Origin of the sequence: Mycobacterium sp. E3247, from assembly GCF_001667785.1 — a bacterium.
GTDB lineage: Bacteria > Actinomycetota > Actinomycetes > Mycobacteriales > Mycobacteriaceae > Mycobacterium.
The window spans coordinates 1-23,097 of record NZ_LZJG01000203.1 but is presented as its reverse complement, the minus strand read 5'-3'; the positions used below and the strand labels follow the sequence as shown (position 1 = coordinate 23,097).

At 69.1% G+C, this 23,097-nt stretch carries 23 protein-coding genes and 2 pseudogenes; all 25 read left to right on the top strand.

The genetic code is table 11. The features are described from left to right. A partial coding sequence (locus A9X04_RS10655) for an NADPH:quinone oxidoreductase family protein (RefSeq protein WP_067920078.1) occupies positions 1–823 on the top strand: 823 nt, incomplete at its 5' end. A gap of 180 nt (positions 824–1,003) precedes the next feature. After that, positions 1,004–2,095 carry a homogentisate 1,2-dioxygenase gene (locus A9X04_RS10650; RefSeq protein ID WP_067920076.1) on the top strand — a complete coding sequence of 364 codons (1,092 nt, stop codon included), beginning with the start codon at positions 1,004–1,006 and terminating at the stop codon, positions 2,093–2,095. 2 nt (positions 2,096–2,097) lie between these two features. Beyond that, entirely contained in the window at positions 2,098–3,279 is a 1,182-nt protein-coding gene (locus A9X04_RS10645) for a S9 family peptidase (RefSeq protein WP_067920074.1), read from the top strand. Next, positions 3,276–4,481: a CaiB/BaiF CoA-transferase family protein gene (locus tag A9X04_RS10640; RefSeq protein WP_067920072.1), complete on the top strand. Its 1,206-nt coding sequence runs from the start codon at positions 3,276–3,278 to the stop codon at positions 4,479–4,481. The genes A9X04_RS10645 and A9X04_RS10640 overlap by 4 nt, the downstream gene beginning before the upstream one ends. Continuing rightward, positions 4,478–5,374, top strand: a complete 897-nt coding sequence (locus A9X04_RS10635) for a hydroxymethylglutaryl-CoA lyase (protein WP_067920070.1) — start codon at positions 4,478–4,480, stop codon at positions 5,372–5,374. The genes A9X04_RS10640 and A9X04_RS10635 overlap by 4 nt, the downstream gene beginning before the upstream one ends. After that, positions 5,374–5,988: a TetR/AcrR family transcriptional regulator gene (locus A9X04_RS10630; protein WP_067920068.1), complete on the top strand. Its 615-nt coding sequence runs from the start codon at positions 5,374–5,376 to the stop codon at positions 5,986–5,988. Before A9X04_RS10635 ends, A9X04_RS10630 begins: the two co-directional genes overlap by 1 nt. A gap of 17 nt (positions 5,989–6,005) precedes the next feature. Next, positions 6,006–7,241: an acyl-CoA dehydrogenase family protein gene (locus A9X04_RS10625; RefSeq protein WP_067920066.1), complete on the top strand. Its 1,236-nt coding sequence runs from the start codon at positions 6,006–6,008 to the stop codon at positions 7,239–7,241. After that, positions 7,238–8,227 (top strand): phosphotransferase family protein, encoded by a 990-nt coding sequence (locus tag A9X04_RS10620; RefSeq protein WP_067920064.1) that lies wholly within the window; start codon positions 7,238–7,240, stop codon positions 8,225–8,227. The genes A9X04_RS10625 and A9X04_RS10620 overlap by 4 nt, the downstream gene beginning before the upstream one ends. After that, entirely contained in the window at positions 8,224–8,571 is a 348-nt protein-coding gene (locus A9X04_RS10615; RefSeq protein WP_067920062.1) for a DUF6285 domain-containing protein, read from the top strand. Before A9X04_RS10620 ends, A9X04_RS10615 begins: the two co-directional genes overlap by 4 nt. Before the next feature lie 27 nt (positions 8,572–8,598). Next, positions 8,599–8,988 (top strand): nuclear transport factor 2 family protein, encoded by a 390-nt coding sequence (locus A9X04_RS10610; protein WP_067920060.1) that lies wholly within the window; start codon positions 8,599–8,601, stop codon positions 8,986–8,988. Between the two features lie 33 nt (positions 8,989–9,021). Beyond that, on the top strand, positions 9,022–9,558 hold the full coding sequence (locus tag A9X04_RS10605; RefSeq protein WP_067920083.1) for a YceI family protein: 537 nt from the start codon (positions 9,022–9,024) through the stop codon (positions 9,556–9,558). 30 nt (positions 9,559–9,588) lie between these two features. Continuing rightward, on the top strand, positions 9,589–10,002 hold the full coding sequence (locus tag A9X04_RS10600; RefSeq protein ID WP_067920058.1) for a response regulator transcription factor: 414 nt from the start codon (positions 9,589–9,591) through the stop codon (positions 10,000–10,002). Positions 10,003–10,274: 272 nt separating this feature from the next. Continuing rightward, a complete protein-coding gene (locus A9X04_RS10595; RefSeq protein ID WP_007168313.1) occupies positions 10,275–10,652 on the top strand; it encodes an NADH-quinone oxidoreductase subunit A in 378 nt (125 codons plus the stop codon). 7 nt (positions 10,653–10,659) lie between these two features. Continuing rightward, positions 10,660–11,214, top strand: a complete 555-nt coding sequence (locus tag A9X04_RS10590; protein WP_066989771.1) for an NADH-quinone oxidoreductase subunit B family protein — start codon at positions 10,660–10,662, stop codon at positions 11,212–11,214. Beyond that, positions 11,211–11,960, top strand: a complete 750-nt coding sequence (locus A9X04_RS10585) for an NADH-quinone oxidoreductase subunit C (RefSeq protein WP_067920056.1) — start codon at positions 11,211–11,213, stop codon at positions 11,958–11,960. Before A9X04_RS10590 ends, A9X04_RS10585 begins: the two co-directional genes overlap by 4 nt. Further along, positions 11,960–13,297 carry an NADH dehydrogenase (quinone) subunit D gene (gene nuoD / locus A9X04_RS10580; protein WP_067920054.1) on the top strand — a complete coding sequence of 446 codons (1,338 nt, stop codon included), beginning with the start codon at positions 11,960–11,962 and terminating at the stop codon, positions 13,295–13,297. Before A9X04_RS10585 ends, nuoD begins: the two co-directional genes overlap by 1 nt. After that, complete coding sequence (gene nuoE / locus A9X04_RS10575) at positions 13,294–14,052, top strand: NADH-quinone oxidoreductase subunit NuoE (protein WP_067920052.1); 759 nt, start codon at positions 13,294–13,296, stop codon at positions 14,050–14,052. Before nuoD ends, nuoE begins: the two co-directional genes overlap by 4 nt. After that, positions 14,049–15,377 carry an NADH-quinone oxidoreductase subunit NuoF gene (gene nuoF / locus A9X04_RS10570; protein ID WP_067920050.1) on the top strand — a complete coding sequence of 443 codons (1,329 nt, stop codon included), beginning with the start codon at positions 14,049–14,051 and terminating at the stop codon, positions 15,375–15,377. The genes nuoE and nuoF overlap by 4 nt, the downstream gene beginning before the upstream one ends. A 70-nt stretch (positions 15,378–15,447) precedes the next feature. Continuing rightward, complete coding sequence (locus A9X04_RS10565) at positions 15,448–17,811, top strand: NADH-quinone oxidoreductase subunit G (protein ID WP_231985701.1); 2,364 nt, start codon at positions 15,448–15,450, stop codon at positions 17,809–17,811. Between the two features lie 5 nt (positions 17,812–17,816). Beyond that, a complete protein-coding gene (gene nuoH, locus A9X04_RS10560; protein ID WP_067920082.1) occupies positions 17,817–19,079 on the top strand; it encodes an NADH-quinone oxidoreductase subunit NuoH in 1,263 nt (420 codons plus the stop codon). Further along, a pseudogene (gene nuoI / locus A9X04_RS10555) lies at positions 19,051–19,617 on the top strand (NADH-quinone oxidoreductase subunit NuoI); the annotation flags it as partial. The gene nuoH and the pseudogene nuoI, both read left to right, overlap by 29 nt. Before the next feature lie 20 nt (positions 19,618–19,637). Next, on the top strand, positions 19,638–20,426 hold the full coding sequence (locus A9X04_RS10550) for an NADH-quinone oxidoreductase subunit J (protein WP_067920080.1): 789 nt from the start codon (positions 19,638–19,640) through the stop codon (positions 20,424–20,426). Next, complete coding sequence (gene nuoK / locus A9X04_RS10545) at positions 20,423–20,722, top strand: NADH-quinone oxidoreductase subunit NuoK (RefSeq protein ID WP_007168303.1); 300 nt, start codon at positions 20,423–20,425, stop codon at positions 20,720–20,722. Before A9X04_RS10550 ends, nuoK begins: the two co-directional genes overlap by 4 nt. A gap of 21 nt (positions 20,723–20,743) precedes the next feature. Beyond that, the gene (nuoL, locus tag A9X04_RS10540) at positions 20,744–22,630 is read left to right on the top strand and encodes an NADH-quinone oxidoreductase subunit L (RefSeq protein ID WP_067920044.1); all 1,887 of its coding nucleotides are present in this window, start codon (positions 20,744–20,746) and stop codon (positions 22,628–22,630) included. Further along, positions 22,624–23,097, top strand: a pseudogene (locus A9X04_RS10535) (NADH-quinone oxidoreductase subunit M); the annotation flags it as partial. The gene nuoL and the pseudogene A9X04_RS10535, both read left to right, overlap by 7 nt.

Below are 23,097 nucleotides of genomic sequence, written 5' to 3'. Positions count from 1 at the left end.
ATACCGGCCCGAACCGCCGTTCGTGCTGGGGGCCGAGATCGCCGGCGTGGTGCGCTCGGCGCCGGAGGGCGCGCACGTTTCGGCCGGCGACCGGGTCGTCGGGCTGACGATGCTGTCCGGCGGGATGGCCGAGGTCGCGATCCTGCAGCCCGACCGGGTGTTCAAGCTGCCCGACAACGTGAGCTTCGAGGCGGGCGCCGGCCTGCTGTTCAACGACCTGACGGTGTACTTCGCCCTGACCGTGCGCGGCCGGCTGGCCCGGGGCGAGACGGTGCTGGTGCACGGTGCGGCGGGAGGCATCGGGACGTCGACACTGCGGCTGGCGGGGCTGCTCGGGGCGTCGCGCACGATCGCGGTCGTCAGCACCGGCGCCAAGGCGGACGTCGCGAGCGCCGCCGGGGCCACCGATGTGGTGTTGGCCGAGGGGTTCAAAGACGCGGTCAAGGAGCTGACCGGCGGGCGCGGCGTGGACATCGTGCTCGACCCGGTCGGCGGCGACCGGTTCACCGATTCGCTGCGCTCGCTCGCCCCGGGCGGTCGGCTGCTGGTGGTCGGCTTCACCGGCGGGGACATCCCGACGGTCAAGGTGAACCGCTTGCTGCTCAACAACATTGACGTGGTGGGCGTGGGTTGGGGGGCGTGGACCGCGACGCATCCGAACGCGCTGGCCGAGCAGTGGGCCGGGCTCGAGGAGCTGCTCAGCTCGGGCCGGCTGGCCGCCCCCACCCCGGAGGTCTACCCCCTGGAGGAGGCCGCCGCCGCGGTGGCATCCCTGGAGAACCGCACCGCCAAGGGGAAGGTCGTGGTGCGGGTCCGCGACTGACGCGATGGGGCCGCACCGGCCCGCTCTCGGTCATGTGGCATGCGCAGGATTTGATAGCGCGGGCGCTATCAAATCCGGGAAGCCGGACATGGTCGGCGGATCCGCCGCCCTTGTGTATGCCCGGAACAAAAAGTAATGTCACTTTCAGTTTTGTCCTGTCGCCCGAGCCGGGAGTGAGCCATGGAATCCTTCGTCCACCTGCGCAGAGGCCGGACACCGCGGCGCCTGCACGCCGATCTCGACGGGCTCAAGGACGACGAGCTGGGCCGCGGCGGATTCACCGGCCGCACCGCGAACCTCTACCGCCGCCACGACCCCACCGCCTACCGGTCGGTCGGCCCGCTGCGCCCCGTCGACGTGCTCGCGGACCAGCTCAAGTCCGCAGACGCCACCGACGCCCGCGGCGGTCCCCTGCTGATGTTCAGCAACGCCGACTGCCGAATCCTGTTGAGCCGCCGCCACGAGCCGATGCCGTTCTACACCCGCCATGTCGACGGCGACCTGCTGTGCTTCGTGCACCGGGGCGCGGGTCTGCTCGAAACCGAGTTCGGCCCGCTGCGCTACTGCGAGGGCGACTGGGTCTACCTGCCGAAGGCGTGCACCTGGCGCCAGGTGCCCGATGGCGAGACGACGCTGCTCATGGTCGAGGCGACCGACGAGTTCCGCGTGCCGCCGCCCGGGCCGCTGGGCCGCCACTTCCCGTTCGACCCGTCGCAGGCCACCATCCCCGACCCGGCGCCCATCGACGACGACGGACGCGACGAATACGAGGTGCGGCTCGTCCACGAGGGCGGGCCGACAACGCTTTTCTACCAACACAATCCGCTCGACGTCGAGGGCTGGCGCGGCGACAATTTCGCGTTCAGCTTCAACATCGCCGACTACAACGTCGTCACGTCCGACAGCGTGCACCTGCCCCCGACGGTGCACCTGTTCATGCAGGCCACCGGGGTCTACGTGATGAACTTTCTGCCGAAGCCGGCCGAAGGCGTCCCGGGGACCGAGCGCACGCCGTGGTATCACCGCAATGTCGACTACGACGAGATCGCCTTCTTCCATGGCGGCTCGCTCTACGGCATCCCGATGCCGCCCGGCCTGATTTCCCATGCGCCGCAAGGCGTTCACCACGGCGCACCGGAGAAGGCGCGGGAACGGGCGCGCCGCAAGTTCGACGACTACTCCCGCGTCGATTGGCAAGTGATCGCCGTCGACACTCGCCGGCGACTGACCCCGTCGGCCGAGGTGCTGGCGCACGACCTAGGACAACACTGACCATGACGACCCGCCACGAATACGAGCGCATCCCTTATCTCGTTGCCTTCCAGAACAATTCCGGCGTCCGCGACGTGTACGGTGGCCTGGCCGAGATCACCGTGCTGGAGAGCTACCTGCTCAGGCCGACGGACAGGCCGTCGGACACCGTGCTGGTGTTCATGCACCCGATCGGCGGCGGCGCGTACCTGCCGATGATCAACGCGCTGGCCCGGGCCGGCCACCATGTCATCTACTGCAACAGCCGGTTCCGCGGCACCGACTCCGCGCTGCTGATGGAGAAGGTGGTCGAGGACCTCGGCGAGTGCATCAAGGACGCCAAGAAGCGGCTGGGCTACCAGAAGGTGGTGCTGGCGGGGTGGAGTGGCGGCGGCTCGCTGTCGGTGTTCTACCAGCAGCAGGCCCAGCACCCGACCATCACGTCGAGCCCTTCGGGCGACGGTCCCGACCTGACCCCCCTGGACCTCACCCCGGCCGACGGCATCATGCTGCTGGCGGCGCACATCAGCAGGCACGGCACGCTGACCGAATGGCTGGATGCGTCGATCCTCGACGAATCCGACCCCACCAAGCGTGATCCCGAGCTGGACCTGTACAACCCGGACAACCCGAACCAGCCGCCCTACACCCAGGAATTCCTGGGCCGGTATCGCAGCGCCCAGGTGATGCGCAACCGGCGCATCACCGCGTGGGTCAAGGGCAAGCTCGCCGAGCTGAAGGCGGCCGGACGTCCGGACGACGAATTCTGTTTCGTGGTGCACGGCACCATGGCCGACCCGCGGTGGCTGGACCCGACCGTGGATCCCAACGAACGCACCCCGGGGACCTGCTACCTCGGGGATCCTCAGGTGGTGAACATGAGCCCGGTCGGGCTGGCGCGCTTCTCCACGTTGCGCGGCTGGCTCTCGCAATGGAGCTACGACGACGCCCGCGGCGATGGCGTGGCCTGCGGTGCCGACATCGCGATCCCGGCACTGGTGATCGGTAACCTGGCCGACGACGCCTGCACGCCCAGCCACACCCGGCGGCTCTTCGACGCGATCGGCCATCATGACAAGGAGATGCACGAAATCCCCGGCGCCACCCACTATTACGCGGGAGCCGACCAGCGCGACAAGCTGCGCGCGGCGGTCGACGTCGTCACCGATTGGCTGGTCCGCCACGACTTCGCGGCGGCGCAGTGACGCCCACCGGGCCGCTGGACGGTATCCGGGTGCTCGAACTCGGCACGTTGATCGCCGGGCCGTTCGCCGGCCGGCTGCTGGGCGACCTGGGCGCCGACGTCATCAAGGTGGAACCCCCCGGCGCCCCGGACCCGCTGCGCACCTGGGGCCAGGCCGAAGTCGAGGGGGAGCACGTCTTCTGGACGGTGCACGCCCGCAACAAGAGGGCCATCACGCTCGACCTGCGCCGCCCGCGCGGCCGCGAGCTGTTCTGTGACCTCGTCGCGAAGTCCGACATCGTCGTGGAGAACTTCCGGCCCGGCACGCTGGAGAAATGGGACCTCGGTTACGACGTGCTCAGCGACCGCAATCCGGGCATCATCCTGGTTCGGGTGTCCGGCTATGGTCAGACGGGACCCGACGCCCACAAGGCCGGCTACGCCTCGGTGGCCGAGGCGGCCAGCGGCCTGCGATACCTCAACGGCTTCCCCGGCGGCCCGCCTCCCCGGTTGGCGCTGTCGCTCGGCGACACCCTGGCCGGAATGTTCGGCGCCCAGGGCGCACTGGCCGCGCTGTACCGCCGCGGCGTCACGGGGCGCGGCCAGGTGGTGGACGTCGCGCTGACCGAATCCTGTTTGGCGGTGCAGGAATCCACCATCCCGGACTACGACGTGGGCGGCGTGGTGCGCGGACCGTCGGGCACCCGGCTCGACGGCATCGCCCCGTCGAACATCTACCGCAGCGCCGACGGCTCGTGGGTGGTGATCGCCGCCAACCAGGACACCGTTTTCGCCCGGCTGTGCAAGGCGATGGGGCGCCCGGAGCTGGCCGTCGACGACCGGTTCGCCACCCACGTCGCGCGCGGGCGCAACCAGGACGCACTCGACGAGATCATCGGGGCGTGGGCCGCGGAGCGCCAGCCCGGGGACATCATCGAAACCCTCAGCGCCGCAGGGGTGATCGCCGGGCCGATCAACACTGTCGCGGAGGTGGTCAACGACCCGCAGTTGCGGGCCCGCGGCATGCTGGTCGAACACTACGACGAGCGGGTGCGGCGCACCGTACTGGGCCCGGGCGTCGTGCCGGTGCTTTCGGAAACCCCGGGGCGCGTGCGCAGCGCCGGGCCCGCCCGCCCCGGTCAGCACAACGACGACGTCTACATCGGGCTGCTGGGCAAGACCGCCGACGAGCTCGAGGAGTTGCGGGCCGAGGGGGTGCTGTGAACGCCCACGTCGTTATCCGCGAGGTGGCGCTGCGCGACGGCCTGCAGATCGAAGCGCCGATTCCGTTGTCGGCCAAGCTCGAACTGCTGGCCGCGATCGCCGCCACCGGGGTGCGCGAGGTGGAGGCCACCGCGTTCGTCTCGCCGTCGAAGGTGCCGTCGATGGCCGACGCCGCCGAGGTCGCCGCCCACCTGCGCGACTACCCCGACATCGAGTTCTCCGCCCTGGTCGCCAGCCCGAACGGAGCCAAGCGGGCCGTCGCGGCGGGGCTGCGCTCGATCGAATACGTGGTCGCCGCCGACGACACCTTCAGCCAGGCCAACGTCGGGCGGACCAGCGCCGAGGCCACCCGGCAGATCGACGAGATCGTCGCCATCGCGCACGATGCCGGCGTCACGGTAGAAGTCATCGTCGCCACCGCGTGGGACTCGCCGTTCGAAGGCCCCACCCCGCCGCAGCGGGTGCTCGACATCGCCGCGGCCGCCCGCGACCGCGGCGTCGACCGCCTCTCGATCGCCGACACGATCGGCACCACCACCCCGGGGCGCGTGAGTTCGCTCATCGCACAACTGCGTCCGGTGACCGGCGACCTGCCGCTGGGCGGTCACTTCCACAACACCCGCGGCTCCGGGCTGGCCAGCGCCTACGCCGCGGTCAGCTCCGGGGTGACCCGGCTGGACGCCTCGGTCGGGGGGCTGGGCGGCTGCCCGTTCGCGCCGGGGGCCACCGGCAACATCGCCACCGAGGACCTGGTGTACCTGCTGCGCGACAGCGGCATCGACGTCGACGTCGACCTGCAGGCCGCCATCGCCGCCGCCGGCGTCGCGAGATCCGTTGTCGGTCATGACCTGCCGAGCGCGCTGCTGCGCGCCGGCGACCGGATGCGCACCTGATGCCCGCTCAGGACGCGCCGACCGCCAAGGGCCGCCAGACCAGGCAGGCCATCGAGCAGGCCGCCCGCAAACTGTTCGCCGAGCGCGGTTTCCACGGCACGACACTGGCCGACATCACCTCGGCGGCGGGCAAGTCGCCCGCGGTGTTCTACCGGTATTTCGCCGACAAGGAGGATCTGCTCGCCGCCCTGGCGGAGTCGTTCCTGCACGACGTCGTGACACCGTCCGGGTTGAGCGTCGAGCTACCGGGATCGCCCGACGACGACGCCTTCTTCACGTCGGTGGTCACCGGATACTGGAACATGTTCAAGCAGAACATCGGCATCATGATCGCCGTGGCGCAGCTGGCCGCCACCCAGCGCCGCTTCGCGGCCGTGCAGAACGAGTTCCGCCGCTTCGGCATGGACATCGTCGCCGCCTCGGTGCGCCGCGCCCAGGAGCAGGGCCATGGGACCGAGCTCGACCCGCAACACACCGCGGCGGCCATCGCCCTGCTGTTCGAGAACTTCACCACCGTGTTCGTCGGGCCCTCCAACCTGGGCATCAAGATCAGCGACCAGGACGCCATCGCCACCCTGTCGACGATCTGGAAGAAAACCCTCTACGGCGCTTGAGCCTTTAGGAGACAACTGTGGATTTCACGCTCCCCGAACACCTTCCGGGTCTGCTCGCCGAGATGGACGCGTTCATCGAGGCCGAGATCAAACCCCTGGAACGCGAACACATCCAGTACTTCGACAAGCGCCGCGAACACGCCCGCACCGACTGGGACAACGACGGCATCCCCACACGCGAGTGGGAGGACCTGCTCGCCGAGATGCGCAGGCGCGCCGATGAGGCGGGCTGGCTGCGCTACGGGCTCCCGGCCGCCCTGGGCGGGCGGGACGGCACCAACGTCGACATGGCCGTCATCCGGGAACACTTGGCGCACAAAGGCCTTGGCCTGCACAACGACCTGCAGAACGAGTCCTCGATCGTCGGGAATTTCCCGCAGGTGATCATGATGGAGCGCTTCGGCACCTCCGAGCAGCGACGGCTGTGGTCCGAAGCGCTGATCACCGGGCAGCGCTCCATGGCGTTCGGCCTGACCGAGCCGGAGCACGGCTCGGACGCCACGTGGCTAACGACGCGCGCGCAGGCCGACGGAGACGGCTGGGTGATCAACGGCGCCAAGCGGTTCAACACCGGCGTCCACCGCGCCACCCACGACCTGGTGTTCGCCCGCACGTCCGGTGAGCCGGGGCAGGCGCGGGGCATCACGGCGTTCCTGGTGCCCACGGACGCGCCCGGCTTCGACGTCCCCTACTACTGGTGGACCTTCAACATGCCGACCGATCACGGCGAAGTCCGGCTCACCGACGTCCGGGTGCCCGGCGACGCGGTGCTCGGCGAGGTGGACCGCGGCCTGGAGGTCGCGCAGACGTTCCTGCACGAGAACAGGATTCGGCAGGCCGCCAGCAGCCTGGGCGCGGCCCAGTACTGCATCGACCGCGCCGCCGAATACGCCGGTCAGCGGACGGTCTTCGGCAAGCCGCTGTCGGTCAACCAGGCCGTGCAGTGGCCGCTGGCCGAATTGCAGACCGAGGCCCAGATGGTGCGGCTGCTGGTGGCCTACGCCGCCTGGCACCTGGACCGGGACCACCACATGGAGGTCTCGGACAAGGTGTCGATGGCCAACTACCGCGCCAACCGGCTCGTGTGCGACGCCGCGGACCGGGCCATGCAGATCTTCGGTGGCCTGGGCTACAGCCGGCACGAGCCGTTCGAGCACATCTATCGGCACCACCGTCGCTACCGGATCACCGAGGGCGCCGAGGAGATCCAGATTCGCCGGGTGGCGCAGCGGCTGTTTAAGTTTGGCAAGTGACGCCGAACGAGGACCTGGCCTCTCGACTCGCCGCCGAACTGACGCCCGTCCTGGGCGCCGACGTCGCGGTGGAGAACCTGCGCGCCCTGACCGGCGGCGCGAGCCGCTCCACGTGGGCGTTCGACGCCGTCACCGGCGACCGGCGCCGAGCGCTGATCCTGCGCATCGGCGCGCCCGACGACATGCACGCCGGCATGGAGCTGGAGGCGCGCGCCCAGGCCGCGGCGGCCGCCGCCGGCGCCCCGGTCCCCCACGTCCTGATCGCCGACGATTCCCCTGCCGCACTGGGCAATCCGTTTCTGATCTGCGACCACATCGCCGGCGAGACCATCGTCCGGCGCATTCAGCGTCAGCTCGACGCCGCGGGCGGCCAGGCGGCGCGCGCGGGGCTGATGCGGGAGTGCGCGCGCGCCCTGGCGGCCATCCACCGCGCCGACCCGCGCATCCCCGGTCTGGCCCATGAGGACCCGCTCACGCAGTGGCGCGAGCGGCTCGACGCCATGGGTGACACCACCGCCACCTTCGAATGGGCGTTTCGCTGGCTCGAGGGCCGCCGTCCGGAGCCGTCGGCGGACGTTCTGGTGCACGGCGACTACCGGATGGGCAACCTCATCGTCGACGGCGCCCGCCTGGCCGCGGTCCTCGACTGGGAGCTGGTGCACCGCGGCGACCCGTACGACGACCTCGCCTGGTTCTGCATCCGCGCCTGGCGCTTCGGCGCCCCCGCCAGCCTCGGCGCCGGCGGCCTCGGCAGCGTCGAGAGCTTCCTCCGCTCCTATGAGCAGGCCGGCGGGACTAGCGTCGACCGGGTGGCGTTTCACTGGTGGCTAGTGCTGGCCACGCTGCGTTGGGGCGTCATCTGTCGCTACCAGGCGGAGCGGCATCTGACCGGCCAGTTCCGCTCGGTGGAGCTGGCCGCGATCGGTCGCCGCGTGTGCGAGACCGAGTGGGACCTGCTCGACCTCCTCGAAGAGGTGCCGGAGTGATCGGCCCGTACGGTCGCCCGCTCGCGGCCGAGCTGGTGGCCGCGGTGGCCGAGTTCCTGGAGACCGACGTGCGGGCGGCGACCAGTGGGCAGGTCAACTTCCACGCCCGGGTGGCCGCCAACGCGCTGCGCATCGTCGAGCGCGAACTGCTCGACGAGAGCGAGTCCGAGTCCCTCGCCGCGCTGGCCGACCTGGGGTTCGCCGACGAGGAGGAGCTGGCCGCCGCGATACGGGCGGGCGAGCTGGACGACCGGGCCCGGGAGGTCACCGCCTGCCTGCGCACGCTGGTGCGGCGCCGGGTGGCGGCCGCCCACCCCGGATACGACACCGACGACAGCGAATAGCCGGGTCATCGGGAGAGGAGCGAGGTCATGCCCGCTGCGAGCACCGAACTCGTCGCCGACGCCGCCGATCGCCTGTTCGCGGCGATCGAAAAGGGTGACTTCGCGGCGGTGGAGCGGATGTGGAGCGACGACATCGCGGTCTGGCGCGTCGGCGCCCGCCGCGATGACGGCAAGGCCCGGGCGCTGCGGGTCATCGACTGGTTCATCTCCGCGACCACCGAGCGCCACTACGAGGTTCTCGACCGGCGGTTCTTCGACGGCGGCTTCGTCCAGCAGCACCTCCTGCACGCCACGGGCCGTGCCGGCCAATCGATCTCGATGCGGGTCTGCATCGTGATCAGGGTGGGCGGCGACGGCCGGCTGGAGCGGATCGACGAGTACTTCGACCCCGCCGAGATCGCGCCGTTGCTGGATTAGACGCTAGATTCGCCACGAGAGATGGGGGTGACGATGACGACTCTGGAAACACTGCTGAACGATCCCGACCTGGCCGGCGTGTGGAACCTCGTCCCGGACCGGTCAACCATCACCTTCAAGATCGCCAACATGTGGGGCCTGCTGCGCGTCAAGGGCCGGTTCACCGAGTTCAGCGGCGACGGCCAACTGACGGGCAAAGGCGCGGTTTTCGGCCGCCTCGACATCCGCGCCGCCTCCCTGGACACCGGGATCGGCCGCCGCGACAGGCATCTGCGCTCGGCCGACTTCTTCGACGTCGAGCGTTTCGGTGAGATCAGCGTCGTCGTCACCGGGGTGCAGCCGACCAAAGGCAAGGCCGCCGACCTCCGGGCGGCCTTCACCATCAAAGGCGTCACCGCGCCGCTGCCCCTGCCCGCGACGATCACCGAGCTCGAGGACGGGTCGATTCGGATCGCGGCGGAGGCCAAGGTCGACCGCACCCAGTTCGACCTGGGCTGGAACCGGCTCGGCATGATCGGCAAGACGGCCACCGCGGCGGCCGAAGCCGTCTTCACGCGGGCTGCCCAGTGAACCCGGTGCGACACCAGTAGCATCTGCACCGTGTCGGACTCCACCCCCGAATCCAGCGTCGCCCTGCGGATCCTGGTCTACAGCGATAACGCCAGAACCCGCGAACAAGTGATACGGGCATTGGGCAGGCATCTGCATCCGGACCTGCCCCAGCTGACGTACGTCGAGGTGGCGACCGCGCCGATGGTAGTGCGGCAGATGGACGAGGGCGGCATCGACTTGGCCATCCTGGACGGCGAGGCCACCCCCACCGGGGGGATGGGAATCGCCAAGCAACTCAAGGACGAACTCGCGACGTGCCCGCCGATCCTGGTGCTCACCGGCCGGCCGGACGACGCGTGGCTGGCGAACTGGTCGCGGGCCGAGGCCGCCGTGCCGCATCCCATCGATCCGATCGTGCTGGGCCGCACGGTGCTCGGACTGCTCCGCACCCCCACCCGCTAGCGCTTTCACCTGCGTAGATACCGCGACCGCCGGCCCACCGGCGGCCGCGAAGTCCGCGCGGACGCGACGCGGACCGCCCACGGCGCCGAGCCGCCCGGTTGCGGCGACACAAAAACGAGGCGAATACCCCCACCCCGACAAAACACACTCGCCTTCACGACGCTATGTTGTGAAGGTCACTGTGATAGCCCGCAGCCCGGGTACGTCACAGCAGCCCGGCCCCCCGCCCGGCCGCCGCACCGGCGACCCGTACGAGGAGATCTTGGAGCGAGTTGAACGTCTACATACCCATCCTGGTGCTCGGAGCGATCGCGGCGGCCTTCGCCGTGGGGTCGGTGGTGATCGCGAGCCTGGCCGGCCCGTCGCGTTACAACAAGTCGAAGATGGCCCCCTACGAATGCGGCATCGAGCCCACCGAAACGTCGGTCAGTGGCCCGCATGCGACGCCCGGCCAGCGGTTCCCGGTGAAGTATTACCTGACCGCAATGCTTTTTATCGTCTTCGACATCGAAATCGTGTTCTTGTATCCCTGGGCGGTCAGTTACGACGCGCTGGGAACGTTCGCTTTGGTCGAGATGGTGGTGTTCATGCTCACGGTCTTCGTGGCGTACGCCTATGTGTGGCGCCGCGGCGGCCTGACGTGGGATTGAGGTAGACGTGGGTCTCGAGGAACAGCTGCCCGGTGGGATTCTGCTGTCGACGGTCGAGAAGGTGGCCGGCTATGTCCGCAAGAACTCCTTGTGGCCGGCGACGTTCGGGCTGGCCTGCTGCGCCATCGAGATGATGGCAACCGCCGGGCCAAGATTCGACATCGCCCGGTTCGGCATGGAGCGGTTCTCGGCGACGCCGCGACAGGCCGACCTGATGATCGTGGCCGGGCGGGTGAGCCAGAAGATGGCGCCGGTGCTGCGGCAGATCTACGACCAGATGGCCGAACCCAAGTGGGTGCTCGCCATGGGCGTCTGCGCCTCGTCCGGCGGCATGTTCAACAACTACGCGATCGTGCAGGGCGTGGACCACGTGGTCCCGGTGGACATCTACCTGCCCGGCTGCCCGCCCCGGCCGGAGATGCTGCTGTACGCAATCCTCAAGCTGCACGAGAAGATTCAAGAGATGCCGCTGGGCGTCAACCGGGAGACCGCCATCGCCGAAGCCGAGCAGGCGGCGCTGTCGGCCCGGCCCACGATCGAGATGCGCGGGCTGCTGCGATGAGCTCACCGGACCACGACCCGAAGGAAGCGACAACCGAAGGCGGGGGCCCGGCCCGCGCCGACGGCGTGGGGGCACCTCCCGCCGACGGCGAGGTGATCGGCGTGCGCCGCGGCATGTTCGGCATCTCCGATTCCGGCGACACCAGCGGCTACGGCCGGCTGGTGCGGCCGATCACCCTCCCGGGCAGCAGCCCCCGGCCCTACGGCGGCTACTTCGACGACGTGGTGGACCGGTTGGCCGGGGCGCTGCAGGGCAGCGGTGTCGAATTCTCCGACGCGGTAGAGAAAGTCGTGGTTTACCGCGACGAACTGACACTGCACGTTCGCCGCGAGAAGCTGGTGGCCGTCGCCCAGCGCCTCCGCGACGAACCGGAGCTGCGGTTCGAGATGTGCCTGGGCGTCAGCGGGGTGCACTACCCCAACGAGACAGGGCGCGAACTGCACGCGGTGTACCCGCTGCAGTCGATCACCCACAACCGCCGTGTCCGGCTGGAAGTTGCTGCGCCGGACGGTGATCCGCACATCCCGTCGCTGTTCGGCGTCTACCCGACGTGCGACTGGCACGAGCGCGAAACCTACGACTTCTTCGGCATCATCTTCGACGGACACCCGTCGCTGACCCGCATCGAGATGCCCGACGACTGGCACGGCCACCCGCAGCGCAAGGACTATCCCCTGGGCGGCATCCCGGTGGAGTACAAGGGAGCGCAGATACCCCCGCCCGACGAGCGGAGAGCGTACAACTGATGAGCACAATCACCGATTCGACGCACAACGGCGGCGCCTCGGAAGGGCCCGAGACCGTGTTGGTCGCCGGCGGCCAGGACTGGGACCAGATCGTCGACGCCGCCCGCAACGCCGACCCCGGCGAACGGATCGTCGTCAACATGGGTCCCCAGCACCCGTCAACTCACGGGGTGCTGCGGCTGATCCTCGAGATCGAGGGCGAAACGGTCACCGAGGTGCGCTGCGGAATCGGCTACCTGCACACCGGGATCGAGAAGAACCTGGAATACCGGTACTGGACCCAGGGCGTCACCTTCGTCACCCGAATGGATTACCTGTCACCGTTTTTCAACGAGACCGCGTACTGCCTGGGCGTGGAGAAACTGCTCGGCATCACCGACCAGATCCCGGAGCGTGTCAACGTCATCCGGGTGATGATGATGGAGCTCAACCGGATCTCGTCGCATCTGGTCGCGCTGGCCACCGGCGGCATGGAACTGGGCGCCATGACGCCGATGTTCGTCGGGTTCCGCGGCCGCGAGATCGTCCTGACCCTGTTCGAGAAGATCTCCGGATTGCGGATGAACAGCGCCTACATCCGGCCGGGGGGCGTCGCCCAAGACCTGCCGCCGGGCGCGGAGAACGACATCGCCGAAGCCCTCAAGCCGCTGCGCGAGGTGTTGCGCGAAATGGGCGATCTGCTCAACGAGAACGCCATCTGGAAGGCCCGCACCCAGGACATCGGTTACCTCGATCTGACCGGCTGCATGGCGCTGGGCATCACCGGCCCCATCCTGCGCGCCACCGGGTTGCCCCACGATCTGCGCAAGAGCGAACCGTACTGCGGATATGAAAACTACGAATTCGACGTGATGACCGCCGACACGTGTGATGCTTACGGGCGCTACATGATTCGCGTCAACGAGATGTGGGAGTCGATCAAGATCGTCGAGCAGTGTCTGGACAAGCTGAAGCCGGGCCCGATCATGGTCTCCGACCGCAAGATCGCCTGGCCGGCCGATTTGAAGGTGGGCCCGGACGGCATGGGCAACTCACCGGAGCACATCGCCAAGATCATGGGCGGCTCGATGGAGGCATTGATCCACCACTTCAAGCTGGTCACCGAGGGCATCAGGGTTCCCGCGGGCCAGGTGTACACCGCGGTGGAGTCGCCGCGCGGTGAGCTTGGCGTGCACATGGTGAGCGACGGCGGTACCCGCCCCTACCGGGTGCACTACCGGGACCCGTCGTTCACCAACCTGCAGTCGGTGGCCGCGATGTGCGAGGGCGGCATGGTGGCCGACCTGATCACCGCGGTCGCCAGCATCGACCCGGTCATGGGCGGGGTGGACCGGTGACCGGCCCGCAGGGCCAGCCGGTCTTCGTCCGGCTCGGTCCGCCGCCCGAGGAACCCAACGCGTTCGTCACCGAGGGTGCGCCGCAGACGTATTCGCCGGAGGTGCGGGCGCGGCTCGAGGTGGACGCCAAGGAGATCATGGGCCGCTACCCCAACAAGCGTTCGGCGCTGCTGCCGTTGCTGCACCTGGTGCAGGCCGAGGACTCCTACCTCACCCCCGCCGGGCTCGAATTCTGCGGCGAGCAGCTGGGTTTGACCGGCGCCGAGGTGTCCGCGGTGGCGAGCTTCTACACGATGTATCGCCGCGGACCCACCGGCGACTACCTGGTCGGGGTGTGCACCAACACGCTGTGCGCCGTCATGGGCGGCGACGCCATCTTCGACACCCTCAAGGAACACCTCGGCATCGGCAACGACGAGACCACACCCGACGGCTCGGTCACCCTGCAACACATCGAGTGCAACGCCGCGTGCGATTACGCGCCGGTGGTGATGGTCAACTGGGAGTTCTTCGACAACCAGACGCCGGAGTCGGCGCGCGAGCTCGTCGACTCGCTGCGTTCCGGGGAGCCCAAACCGCCCACCCGTGGCGCCCCGCTGTGCGCCTTCCGCGAGACGTCGCGCATCCTGGCCGGCCTGCCCGACCAGCGCCCCGACCAGGGCCAAGGCGGCGCGGGCGAGGCCACCCTGGCGGGCCTGAAGGTCGCCAAAGAGCACGGCATGACCGCCCACACTCCCCCGGCGAGCCGGTCATGACCAGCTCACAGGCCACGCCGCTGACCCCGGTCATCAGCCGATTCTGGGACGACCCGCAGTCGTGGACGCTGGAGACCTACCGGCGCCACGACGGCTACGAGGCGATGAAGAAGGCGCTGGGCATGGCGCCCGACGACGTGATCGCCACCGTCAAGGACTCCGGCCTGCGGGGGCGCGGCGGCGCGGGCTTCTCCACCGGGACGAAGTGGTCGTTCATCCCGCAGGGCGACACCGGCGCGGCCGCCAAGCCGCACTACCTGGTGGTCAACGCTGACGAGTCGGAACCCGGTACGTGCAAAGACATTCCGCTGATGCTGGCGACGCCGCACGTCCTGATCGAGGGCGTCATCATCGCCGCCTATGCGATCCGGGCCAGTCACGCGTTCATCTACGTGCGCGGTGAAGTGCTGCCGGTGCTGCGCCGCCTGCAGAACGCGGTGGCCGAGGCCTACGCCGCCGGATACCTGGGCCGCGACATCAACGGCTCGGGCTTCGACCTGGAGCTGGTGGTGCACGCGGGCGCCGGCGCGTACATCTGCGGCGAGGAGACGGCGCTGCTGGATTCGCTGGAAGGCCGTCGCGGCCAGCCGCGGCTGCGGCCGCCGTTCCCCGCGGTGGCCGGGCTCTACGGCTGCCCGACGGTGATCAACAACGTCGAGACGATCGCCAGCGTGCCGTCCATCATCCTCAACGGCGTCGAGTGGTTCCGGTCGATGGGCAGCGAGAAATCCCCCGGCTTCACGCTGTATTCGCTGTCCGGGCACGTCGCCAGGCCCGGCCAGTACGAGGCCCCGCTGGGTATCACGCTGCGCGAGCTGCTGGCCTACGCCGGCGGGGTGCGGGCCGGGCACCGGCTCAAGTTCTGGACGCCCGGCGGGTCGTCCACCCCCCTGCTCACCGACGAGCACCTCGACGTTCCGCTGGACTACGAGGGTGTCGGCGGGGTCGGGTCGATGCTGGGCACCAAGGCGCTGGAGATCTTCGACGAGACCACCTGCGTGGTGCGCGCGGTGCAGCGCTGGACGTACTTCTACAAGCACGAATCGTGCGGCAAGTGCACGCCCTGCCGGGAGGGCACCTTCTGGCTGGATCAGATCTACGAGCGGCTGGAAAGCGGCAAGGGCACCAAAGAGGACATCGACAAGCTGTTGGACATCTCGGATTCGATTCTGGGAAAGGCGTTCTGCGCGTTGGGAGATGGGGCCGCCAGCCCGGTGATGTCGTCGATCAAGTACTTCCGCGACGAATACGTGGCTCACGTCGAAGACGGTGGGTGCCCGTTCGACCCCCGAGACTCCATGCTGACGCCCAACGGAAAGGCATGACACGCTCGTGACTAGTGCGGCCAAGACCCAGACCGGCGACCCCAAGGACGGCGAGGTGCGTCCGCCGGACATGGTGACGCTGACCATCGACGGCAACGAGATCAGCGTTCCCAAGGGCACATTGGTGATCCGCGCGGCCGAGTTGATGGGCGTCCAGATCCCCCGGTTCTGCGACCACCCACTGCTCGAGCCGGTCGGCGCGTGCCGGCAGTGCCTGGTCGAGGTCGAAGGGCAGCGCAAGCCGATGGCGTCGTGCACCACCGTCGCCACCGAGGACATGGTCGTGCGCACCCAGCTCACGTCGGAGGCCGCCGACAAGGCCCAGCACGGCGTGATGGAGCTGTTGCTCATCAACCACCCGCTGGACTGCCCGATGTGCGACAAGGGCGGCGAATGCCCGCTGCAGAACCAGGCGATGTCCAACGGCCGTGCCGATTCTCGCTTCACCGATGTCAAGCGCACCTTCGCCAAGCCGATCAACATCTCCGCCCAGGTGCTGCTGGATCGTGAGCGCTGCATCCTGTGCGCCCGCTGCACGCGGTTCTCCGAGCAGATCGCCGGGGACATCTTCATCGACATGCAGGAGCGCGGCGCCCTGCAACAGGTCGGCATCTACGCCAACGAGCCATTCGACTCGTACTTTTCGGGCAACACCGTGCAGATCTGCCCGGTGGGCGCGCTGACCGGAACCGCCTACCGCTTCCGGGCCCGGCCCTTCGACCTGGTGTCCAGCCCCAGCGTGTGCGAGCACTGCGCGTCGGGGTGCGCCCAGCGCACCGACCACCGCCGCGGCAAGGTGCTGCGCCGGCTTGCCGGCGACGACCCCGAGGTCAACGAGGAGTGGAACTGTGACAAGGGCCGGTGGGCGTTCAGCTACGCGACGCAGCCGGACGTCATCAGCACTCCCCTGATCCGCGACGCCGACGGTTCGCTGGTGCCCGCCTCGTGGTCACACGCGATGGCGATGGCGATCCGGGGCCTCGAGGCCGCCCGCGGGCGCACGGGTGTGCTGGTCGGCGGCCGCGCCACCCTGGAAGACGCCTACGCCTACTCCAAGTTCGCGCGAATCGTGTTGGACAGCAACGACATCGACTTCCGCGCCCGCCCGAACTCGGCCGAGGAGGCCGATTTTCTGGCCTCGCGGATCGCCGGCCGGCGTGACGTCAGCTACGCGGATCTGGAATCGGCGCCGGTGGTGCTGCTCGTCGGCTTCGAACCGGAAGACGAGTCGCCCATCGTGTTCCTGCGGCTGCGCAAGGCCGCGCGCAAGCACGGGCTACCGGTGTACGCGGTCGCGCCGTTCGCCACCCGGGCGCTGGAGAAGATGTCCGGACGGCTCATCGCCACCGCCCCGGGGGCCGAGGCGGCCGCGCTGGACGGGCTGGCCACCGGTGAGGTGGGAGAGCTGCTGTCCACCGCCGGCGCCGTCATCATGGTCGGCGAACGGCTGGCCACGGCGCCCGGCGGGTTGTCCGCCGCCGCCCGGCTGGCCGACGCCACCGGGGCGCGGCTGGCGTGGGTGCCGCGCCGGGCCGGCGAGCGCGGCGCGCTGGAGGCCGGCGCACTGCCCGCGCTGCTGCCGGGCGGCCGCCCGCTCGACGACGAGACCGCCCGCGCGCAGATCGCCGCGGCGTGGCACGTGTCCGAACTGCCCGCGGGCGCCGGGCGGGACGTGGACGGCATCCTGGCCGCCGCGACCGACGGCACGCTGGGCGCCCTGCTGGTCGGCGGTGTCGAACCCGACGACTTCGCGGACCCCGAAGCCGTGCTGGCCGCGCTCGATGCCGCGGGCTTCGTGGTCAGCCTGGAGCTGCGGCACAGCGCCGTGACCGAGCGCGCCGACGTGGTGTTCCCGGTCGCGCCGACGACACAGAAGGCCGGAGCCTTCGTCAACTGGGAGGGCCGCTACCGCCCGTTCGGGCCGGCGCTGCACGGCAGCACCCAGCAGGCCGGCCAATCCGACCATCAGGTGCTCGACGCGCTGGCCGACGAGATGGGCGTCTACCTGGGGCTGTCGACCGCAGAGGCGGCCCGCGCCGAACTGTCCTCGCTGGGCACCTGGGACGGCGGCTGGGCCGCCGGGCCCGCGGTCGCGACCCCGCAGCCGGCCCAGCCGGGTGCTGGGGAGGCGGTGCTGGCCGGCTGGCGGATGCTGCTGGACAACGGCCGGATGCAGGACGGCGAGCCGCATCTGGCCGGGACCGCGCGCAAGCCCGTGGTGCGGCTGTCGCCGGGCACGGCGGCCGAGATCGGTGCCGCCGACGGCGACGCGGTCACCGTCGGCACGCCGCGCGGATCGATCAGCCTGCCGCTGGTGATCACCGACATGCCCGACCGGGTGGTGTGGCTTCCGCTGAACTCGCCGGGCTCGGCCGTGCACCGGCGGCTGGGTGTAACGCTGGGCAGCACAGTGCAAATCGGAGTCGCCTCATGACCGGTCTGACCGCCTTCGGACACGACACCTGGTGGCTGGTGCTGGGCAAGGCGCTCGCCATCTTCGTGTTCCTGATGCTCAACGTGCTGGTCGCGATCCTGCTCGAACGCAAGATCCTCGGCTGGATGCAGCGGCGGCCGGGGCCCAACCGGGCGGGCCCGTGGGGCGCGCTGCAGAGCCTGGCCGACGGGATCAAGTTGGCGCTCAAAGAGACCATCACCCCGGGCGGCGTCGACAAGTTCGTCTACTTCGCGGCCCCGGTGATCTCCACCATTCCCGCGTTCACCGCCTTCGCCTTCATCCCGTTCGGCCCGGTGGTGTCGGTGTTCGGCCACCGCACACCGCTTCAGCTCACCGACCTCCCGGTCGCGGTCCTGTTCATCCTGGGGCTCTCGGCGATCGGGGTTTACGGCATCGTGCTGGGCGGCTGGGCGTCCGGGTCCACCTACCCGCTGCTGGGCGGCGTCCGCTCCACCGCGCAGGTCATCTCCTACGAGGTGGCGATGGGGCTGTCGTTCGCGGCGGTGTTCCTCTACGCCGGCACCATGTCGACGTCGCAGATCGTCGCCGCCCAGGACCGGGTCTGGTACGTGTTCCTGCTGCTGCCGTCGTTCGTGATCTACCTGATCTCGATGGTGGGCGAAACCAACCGCGCGCCATTCGATCTGCCCGAAGCCGAGGGCGAGCTGGTCGCGGGGTTCCACACCGAGTACTCGTCGCTGAAGTTCGCGATGTTCATGCTGGCCGAGTACGTCAACATGATGACGGTGTCGTCGCTGGCGACGGTCCTGTTCTTCGGCGGCTGGCATGCCCCCTGGCCGCTCAACATGTGGGCGGGCGCGAACACCGGTTGGTGGCCGGTGCTGTGGTTCACCGCCAAGATGTGGACCTTCCTGTTCATCTATATGTGGTTGCGGGCCAGCCTGCCCCGGCTGCGCTACGACCAGTTCATGGCGCTGGGCTGGAAGCTGCTGATCCCCGCCTCGCTGGTCTGGGTGTTGATCGCGGCGGTGATCCGCACGCTGCAGAACCAGGGCTACGCGCACTGGACCCCGATCCTGGTGGTCAGCAGCATCGTGTTCGCCACAGCGCTGGTGTTGCTACTGCGAAAACCGTTCAGCACGCCCGGCATCCGCGCGCTGGAGAAACAACTCCGCCACCAGTCGAAACAATTGCCGGGGCTGGAGAACGCCGCACCGGCATTCCCGACACCGCCGCTGCCGATGAAGTCCCTGGCGGCCGCGAGTAAGGAGAACGTACGTGGCTAAATTCCTGGACGCCGTCGCCGGATTCGGCGTGACGTTCGCGGCGATGTTCAAAAAGAGGGTCACCGAGGAGTATCCGGAGAAGCCGGGCCCGGTCGCGCCGCGCTACCACGGCCGTCATCAGCTCAACCGCTACCCGGACGGCCTGGAGAAGTGCATCGGGTGCGAGCTGTGCGCGTGGGCCTGCCCGGCCGACGCGATCTACGTCGAGGGCGCGGACAACACCGAGGACCTGCGGTACTCGCCGGGTGAACGCTATGGCCGGGTCTATCAGATCAACTACCTGCGCTGCATCGGCTGCGGCCTGTGCATCGAGGCGTGTCCGACCCGGGCGCTGACCATGACCAACGACTACGAGTTGGCCGACGACAACCGCGCCGACCTGATCTACGAGAAGGACCGGCTGCTGGCGCCCCTGCAGCCCGAGATGACCGCGCCGCCGCACCCCCGGACACCCGGCGCCACCGACAAGGATTACTACCTGGGCAATGTCACAGCCGACGGCCTGCGGGAGAGCCAGAAGGCCGGAGACTCCCGGTGACCGGGGCGACGGGCCAGCTCCTGGCGGCAAACCTGGCTTCCGACACCATCGTCCGCACCTCCACCGGCGAAGCGGTGGCGTTCTGGGTGCTGGGCGCGCTGGCGCTGATCGGAGCGATCGGGGTGGTGCTGGCGGTCAACGCCGTGTACTCGGCCATGTTCCTGGCGATGACGATGATCATCCTCGCGGTGTTCTACATGATCCAGGACGCGCTGTTTCTGGGTGTCGTCCAAGTCGTGGTCTACACCGGCGCGGTGATGATGCTGTTCTTGTTCGTGCTGATGCTGATCGGCGTGGACTCCGCGGAATCCCTGAAGGAGACGCTGCACGGGCAGCGCATCGCCGCGGTGCTCGCCGGTGTCGGATTCGGCGTCCTGCTGATCGCCGCCATCGGCACCGGCGCGACCGGCGGCTTCGCGGGACTGACCACCGCCAACGCCAACGGCAACGTCGAAGGCCTTGCGGCGCTGATCTTCTCCCGCTACGTCTGGGCGTTCGAACTCACCAGCGCCCTGCTGATCACCGCGGCCATCGGGGCGATGGTGCTGGCGCACCGCGAGCGCTTCGAACGCCGCAAGACGCAACGGGAGCTCGCGCAGGAGCGGTTCCAGCCGGGCGGACACCCGACCCCGATGCCCAGCCCCGGTGTGTACGCGCGCCACAACGCCGTCGACGTGGCCGCGCTGCTGCCGGACGGCTCGTATTCGGACCTTTCGGTGCCGGCGATCCTGCGCAGCCGCGGCGCCGACGGCAAACAGACCCCCTCCCGCCAGGCGAGCCCGAGTCTGTCACAAGGCGGTGCGTCATGAATCCGGCCAATTACCTTTACCTTTCGGCCCTGCTCTTCACCATCGGGGCCTCCGGTGTGCTGCTGCGGCGCAACGCCATCGTGATGTTCATGTGCGTCGAGCTGATGTTGAACGCGGTCAACCTGGCATTCGTCACGTTCGCGCGGATGCACGGGCACCTGGACGGGCAGATGATCGCGTTCTTCACGATGGTGGTGGCCGCGTGCGAGGTCGTCGTCGGCCTGGCGATCATCATGACGATTTTCCGTGCTCGCAAATCCGCCTCGGTCGACGACGCGAACCTACTCAAAGGCTGACATCGCCAATATGGGGCCAACATGACTCACTACACCTGGCTGCTGGTGGCCCTGCCGCTGGCGGGTGCCGCGATACTGCTGTTCGGCGGGCGACGCACCGATGCGTGGGGCCACTGGCTGGGTTGCGCCACCGCCCTCGCGGCGTTCGGCGTGGGCCTGAGCCTGCTGAACGAGCTGCTCGGCCGCACCGCGGACGACCGGGTCCTCCACCAGACGGTGTTCGCCTGGATCCCCGTCGGCCAACTGCAGGTGGACCTCGGCCTGCAGATCGACCAGCTGTCGGTGTGTTTCGTGCTGCTGATCTCCGGGGTCGGGTCGCTGATCCACATCTATTCGGTCGCCTACATGGCCGAAGACCCGGACCGCCGAAGGTTTTTCGGCTACCTCAACCTGTTTTTGGCCTCGATGCTGCTGCTGGTGGTCGCCGACAACTACGTGGTGCTCTACGTCGGCTGGGAAGGCGTCGGCCTGGCGTCCTATCTGCTGATCGGGTTCTGGTACCACAAGCCCACGGCGGCCACGGCGGCCAAGAAGGCGTTCGTGATGAACCGCGTCGGGGACGCTGGACTGGCCCTGGGAATGTTCCTGATGTTCAGCACCTTCGGGACGCTCTCCTATGCCGGGGTGTTCGCCGGAGCGCCCGCCGCCGGCCGGGGCGCGCTGACGGCCATGGGGCTGCTGCTGTTGCTGGGCGCGTGCGCCAAGTCCGCGCAGGTCCCGCTGCAGGCCTGGTTGGGTGACGCCATGGAGGGCCCCACCCCGGTGTCCGCACTGATCCACGCCGCCACCATGGTGACCGCCGGCGTGTACCTCATCGTGCGGTCCAACCCGCTCTACAACCTGGCCCCCGACGCGCAGACCGCCGTGGTCGTCGTCGGTGCCGTCACGTTGCTGCTCGGCGCGTTCATCGGCTGCGCCAAGGACGACATCAAGCGCGCGCTGGCGGCGTCGACGATGAGCCAGATCGGTTACATGGTGCTGGCCGCCGGGCTGGGCCCGGCCGGCTACGCGTTCGCGATCATGCATCTGCTCACCCACGGCTTCTTCAAGGCCGGGCTGTTCCTCGGCTCCGGCGCGGTGATCCACGCGATGCACGAGGAACAGGACATGCGCCGCTACGGCGGCCTGCGCGCCGCGCTCCCGATCACCTTCGCCACCTTCGGCCTGGGGTATCTCGCCATCATCGGCGTGCCGCCGTTCGCGGGCTTCTTCTCCAAGGACGCCATCATCGAGGCCGCGCTGGGCGCTGGCGGCGTCCGCGGCTACGTGCTGGGCGGGGCCGCGCTGCTGGGCGCGGGTGTCACCGCGTTCTACATGACGCGCGTGATGCTGATGACCTTCTTCGGCCGGAAGCGTTGGGCGCCTGGCACGCATCCCCACGAGGCGCCCCGCCTGATGACCTGGCCGATGATCCTGCTCGCCTTCGGCTCGGTGTTCTCCGGTGGGCTGCTGGCGTGGGGCGGCACCCTGCAGCGCTGGCTCGAGCCGGTGGTCGGGAAACACGAAGAGGTGACGCATGCGTTCCCCGCCTGGGTGAGCACCGCCCTGGCGCTGGGCGTCGTCGCCATCGGGATCGCGGTCGCCTACCGGCTGTACGCCACCGCGGAGATCCCGAGTGTGGCCCCGCTTTCGGTGTCACCGGTCACGACGGCCGCCCGCAGGGACTTCTACGGCGACGCCTTCAACGAGGAGGTGTTCATGCGCCCCGGCGCCGAGCTGACCCAAGCGCTCGTCGACGTCGACAACGCGGGCGTGGACGGCTCGGTCAACGCGCTCGCCGCGCTGGTGAGCCGCACTTCGAATCGCTTGCGGGGGCTGCAAACCGGCTTCGCCCGCAACTACGCATTGTCGATGCTGACGGGCGCGGTCCTGGTGGTCGCGCTGATCCTGGCGGTGAAACTGTGGTGAATGGCATTCCCTGGCTGAGCATCCTGTGGCTGGTGCCGCTGGCGGGCTCGGTGCTCGTGATCCTGCTGCCGCCCGGGCTGCGCGGGCTCGCCAAGTGGACGGGCCTGGTCTTCGGCGTCGCGACGCTGGCGATCGCGGTCGTCGTCACCGTTGGCTTCAAGACCGGCGGCAGCACTTACCAGTTCGTCGAAAGCCATTCCTGGATACCGGCCTTCGGCGCCACCTACTCCCTCGGCGTGGACGGCATCGCGGTGGTCCTGGTGCTGCTGACCGCCGTGCTGATCCCGGTGCTGCAGGTGGCCGGCTGGAACGACGGTGGCGAAGAACGCAACCACGAAAATGGTGACGACCCGCTTCGCCCGGCTTCGCCGACCTTGCGATCGTCACGCAGTGTGCACGCCTACGTCGCGCTGACGCTGGCGATCGAGTCGATGGTGCTGGTCTCGGTGGTGGCGCTGGACGTGCTG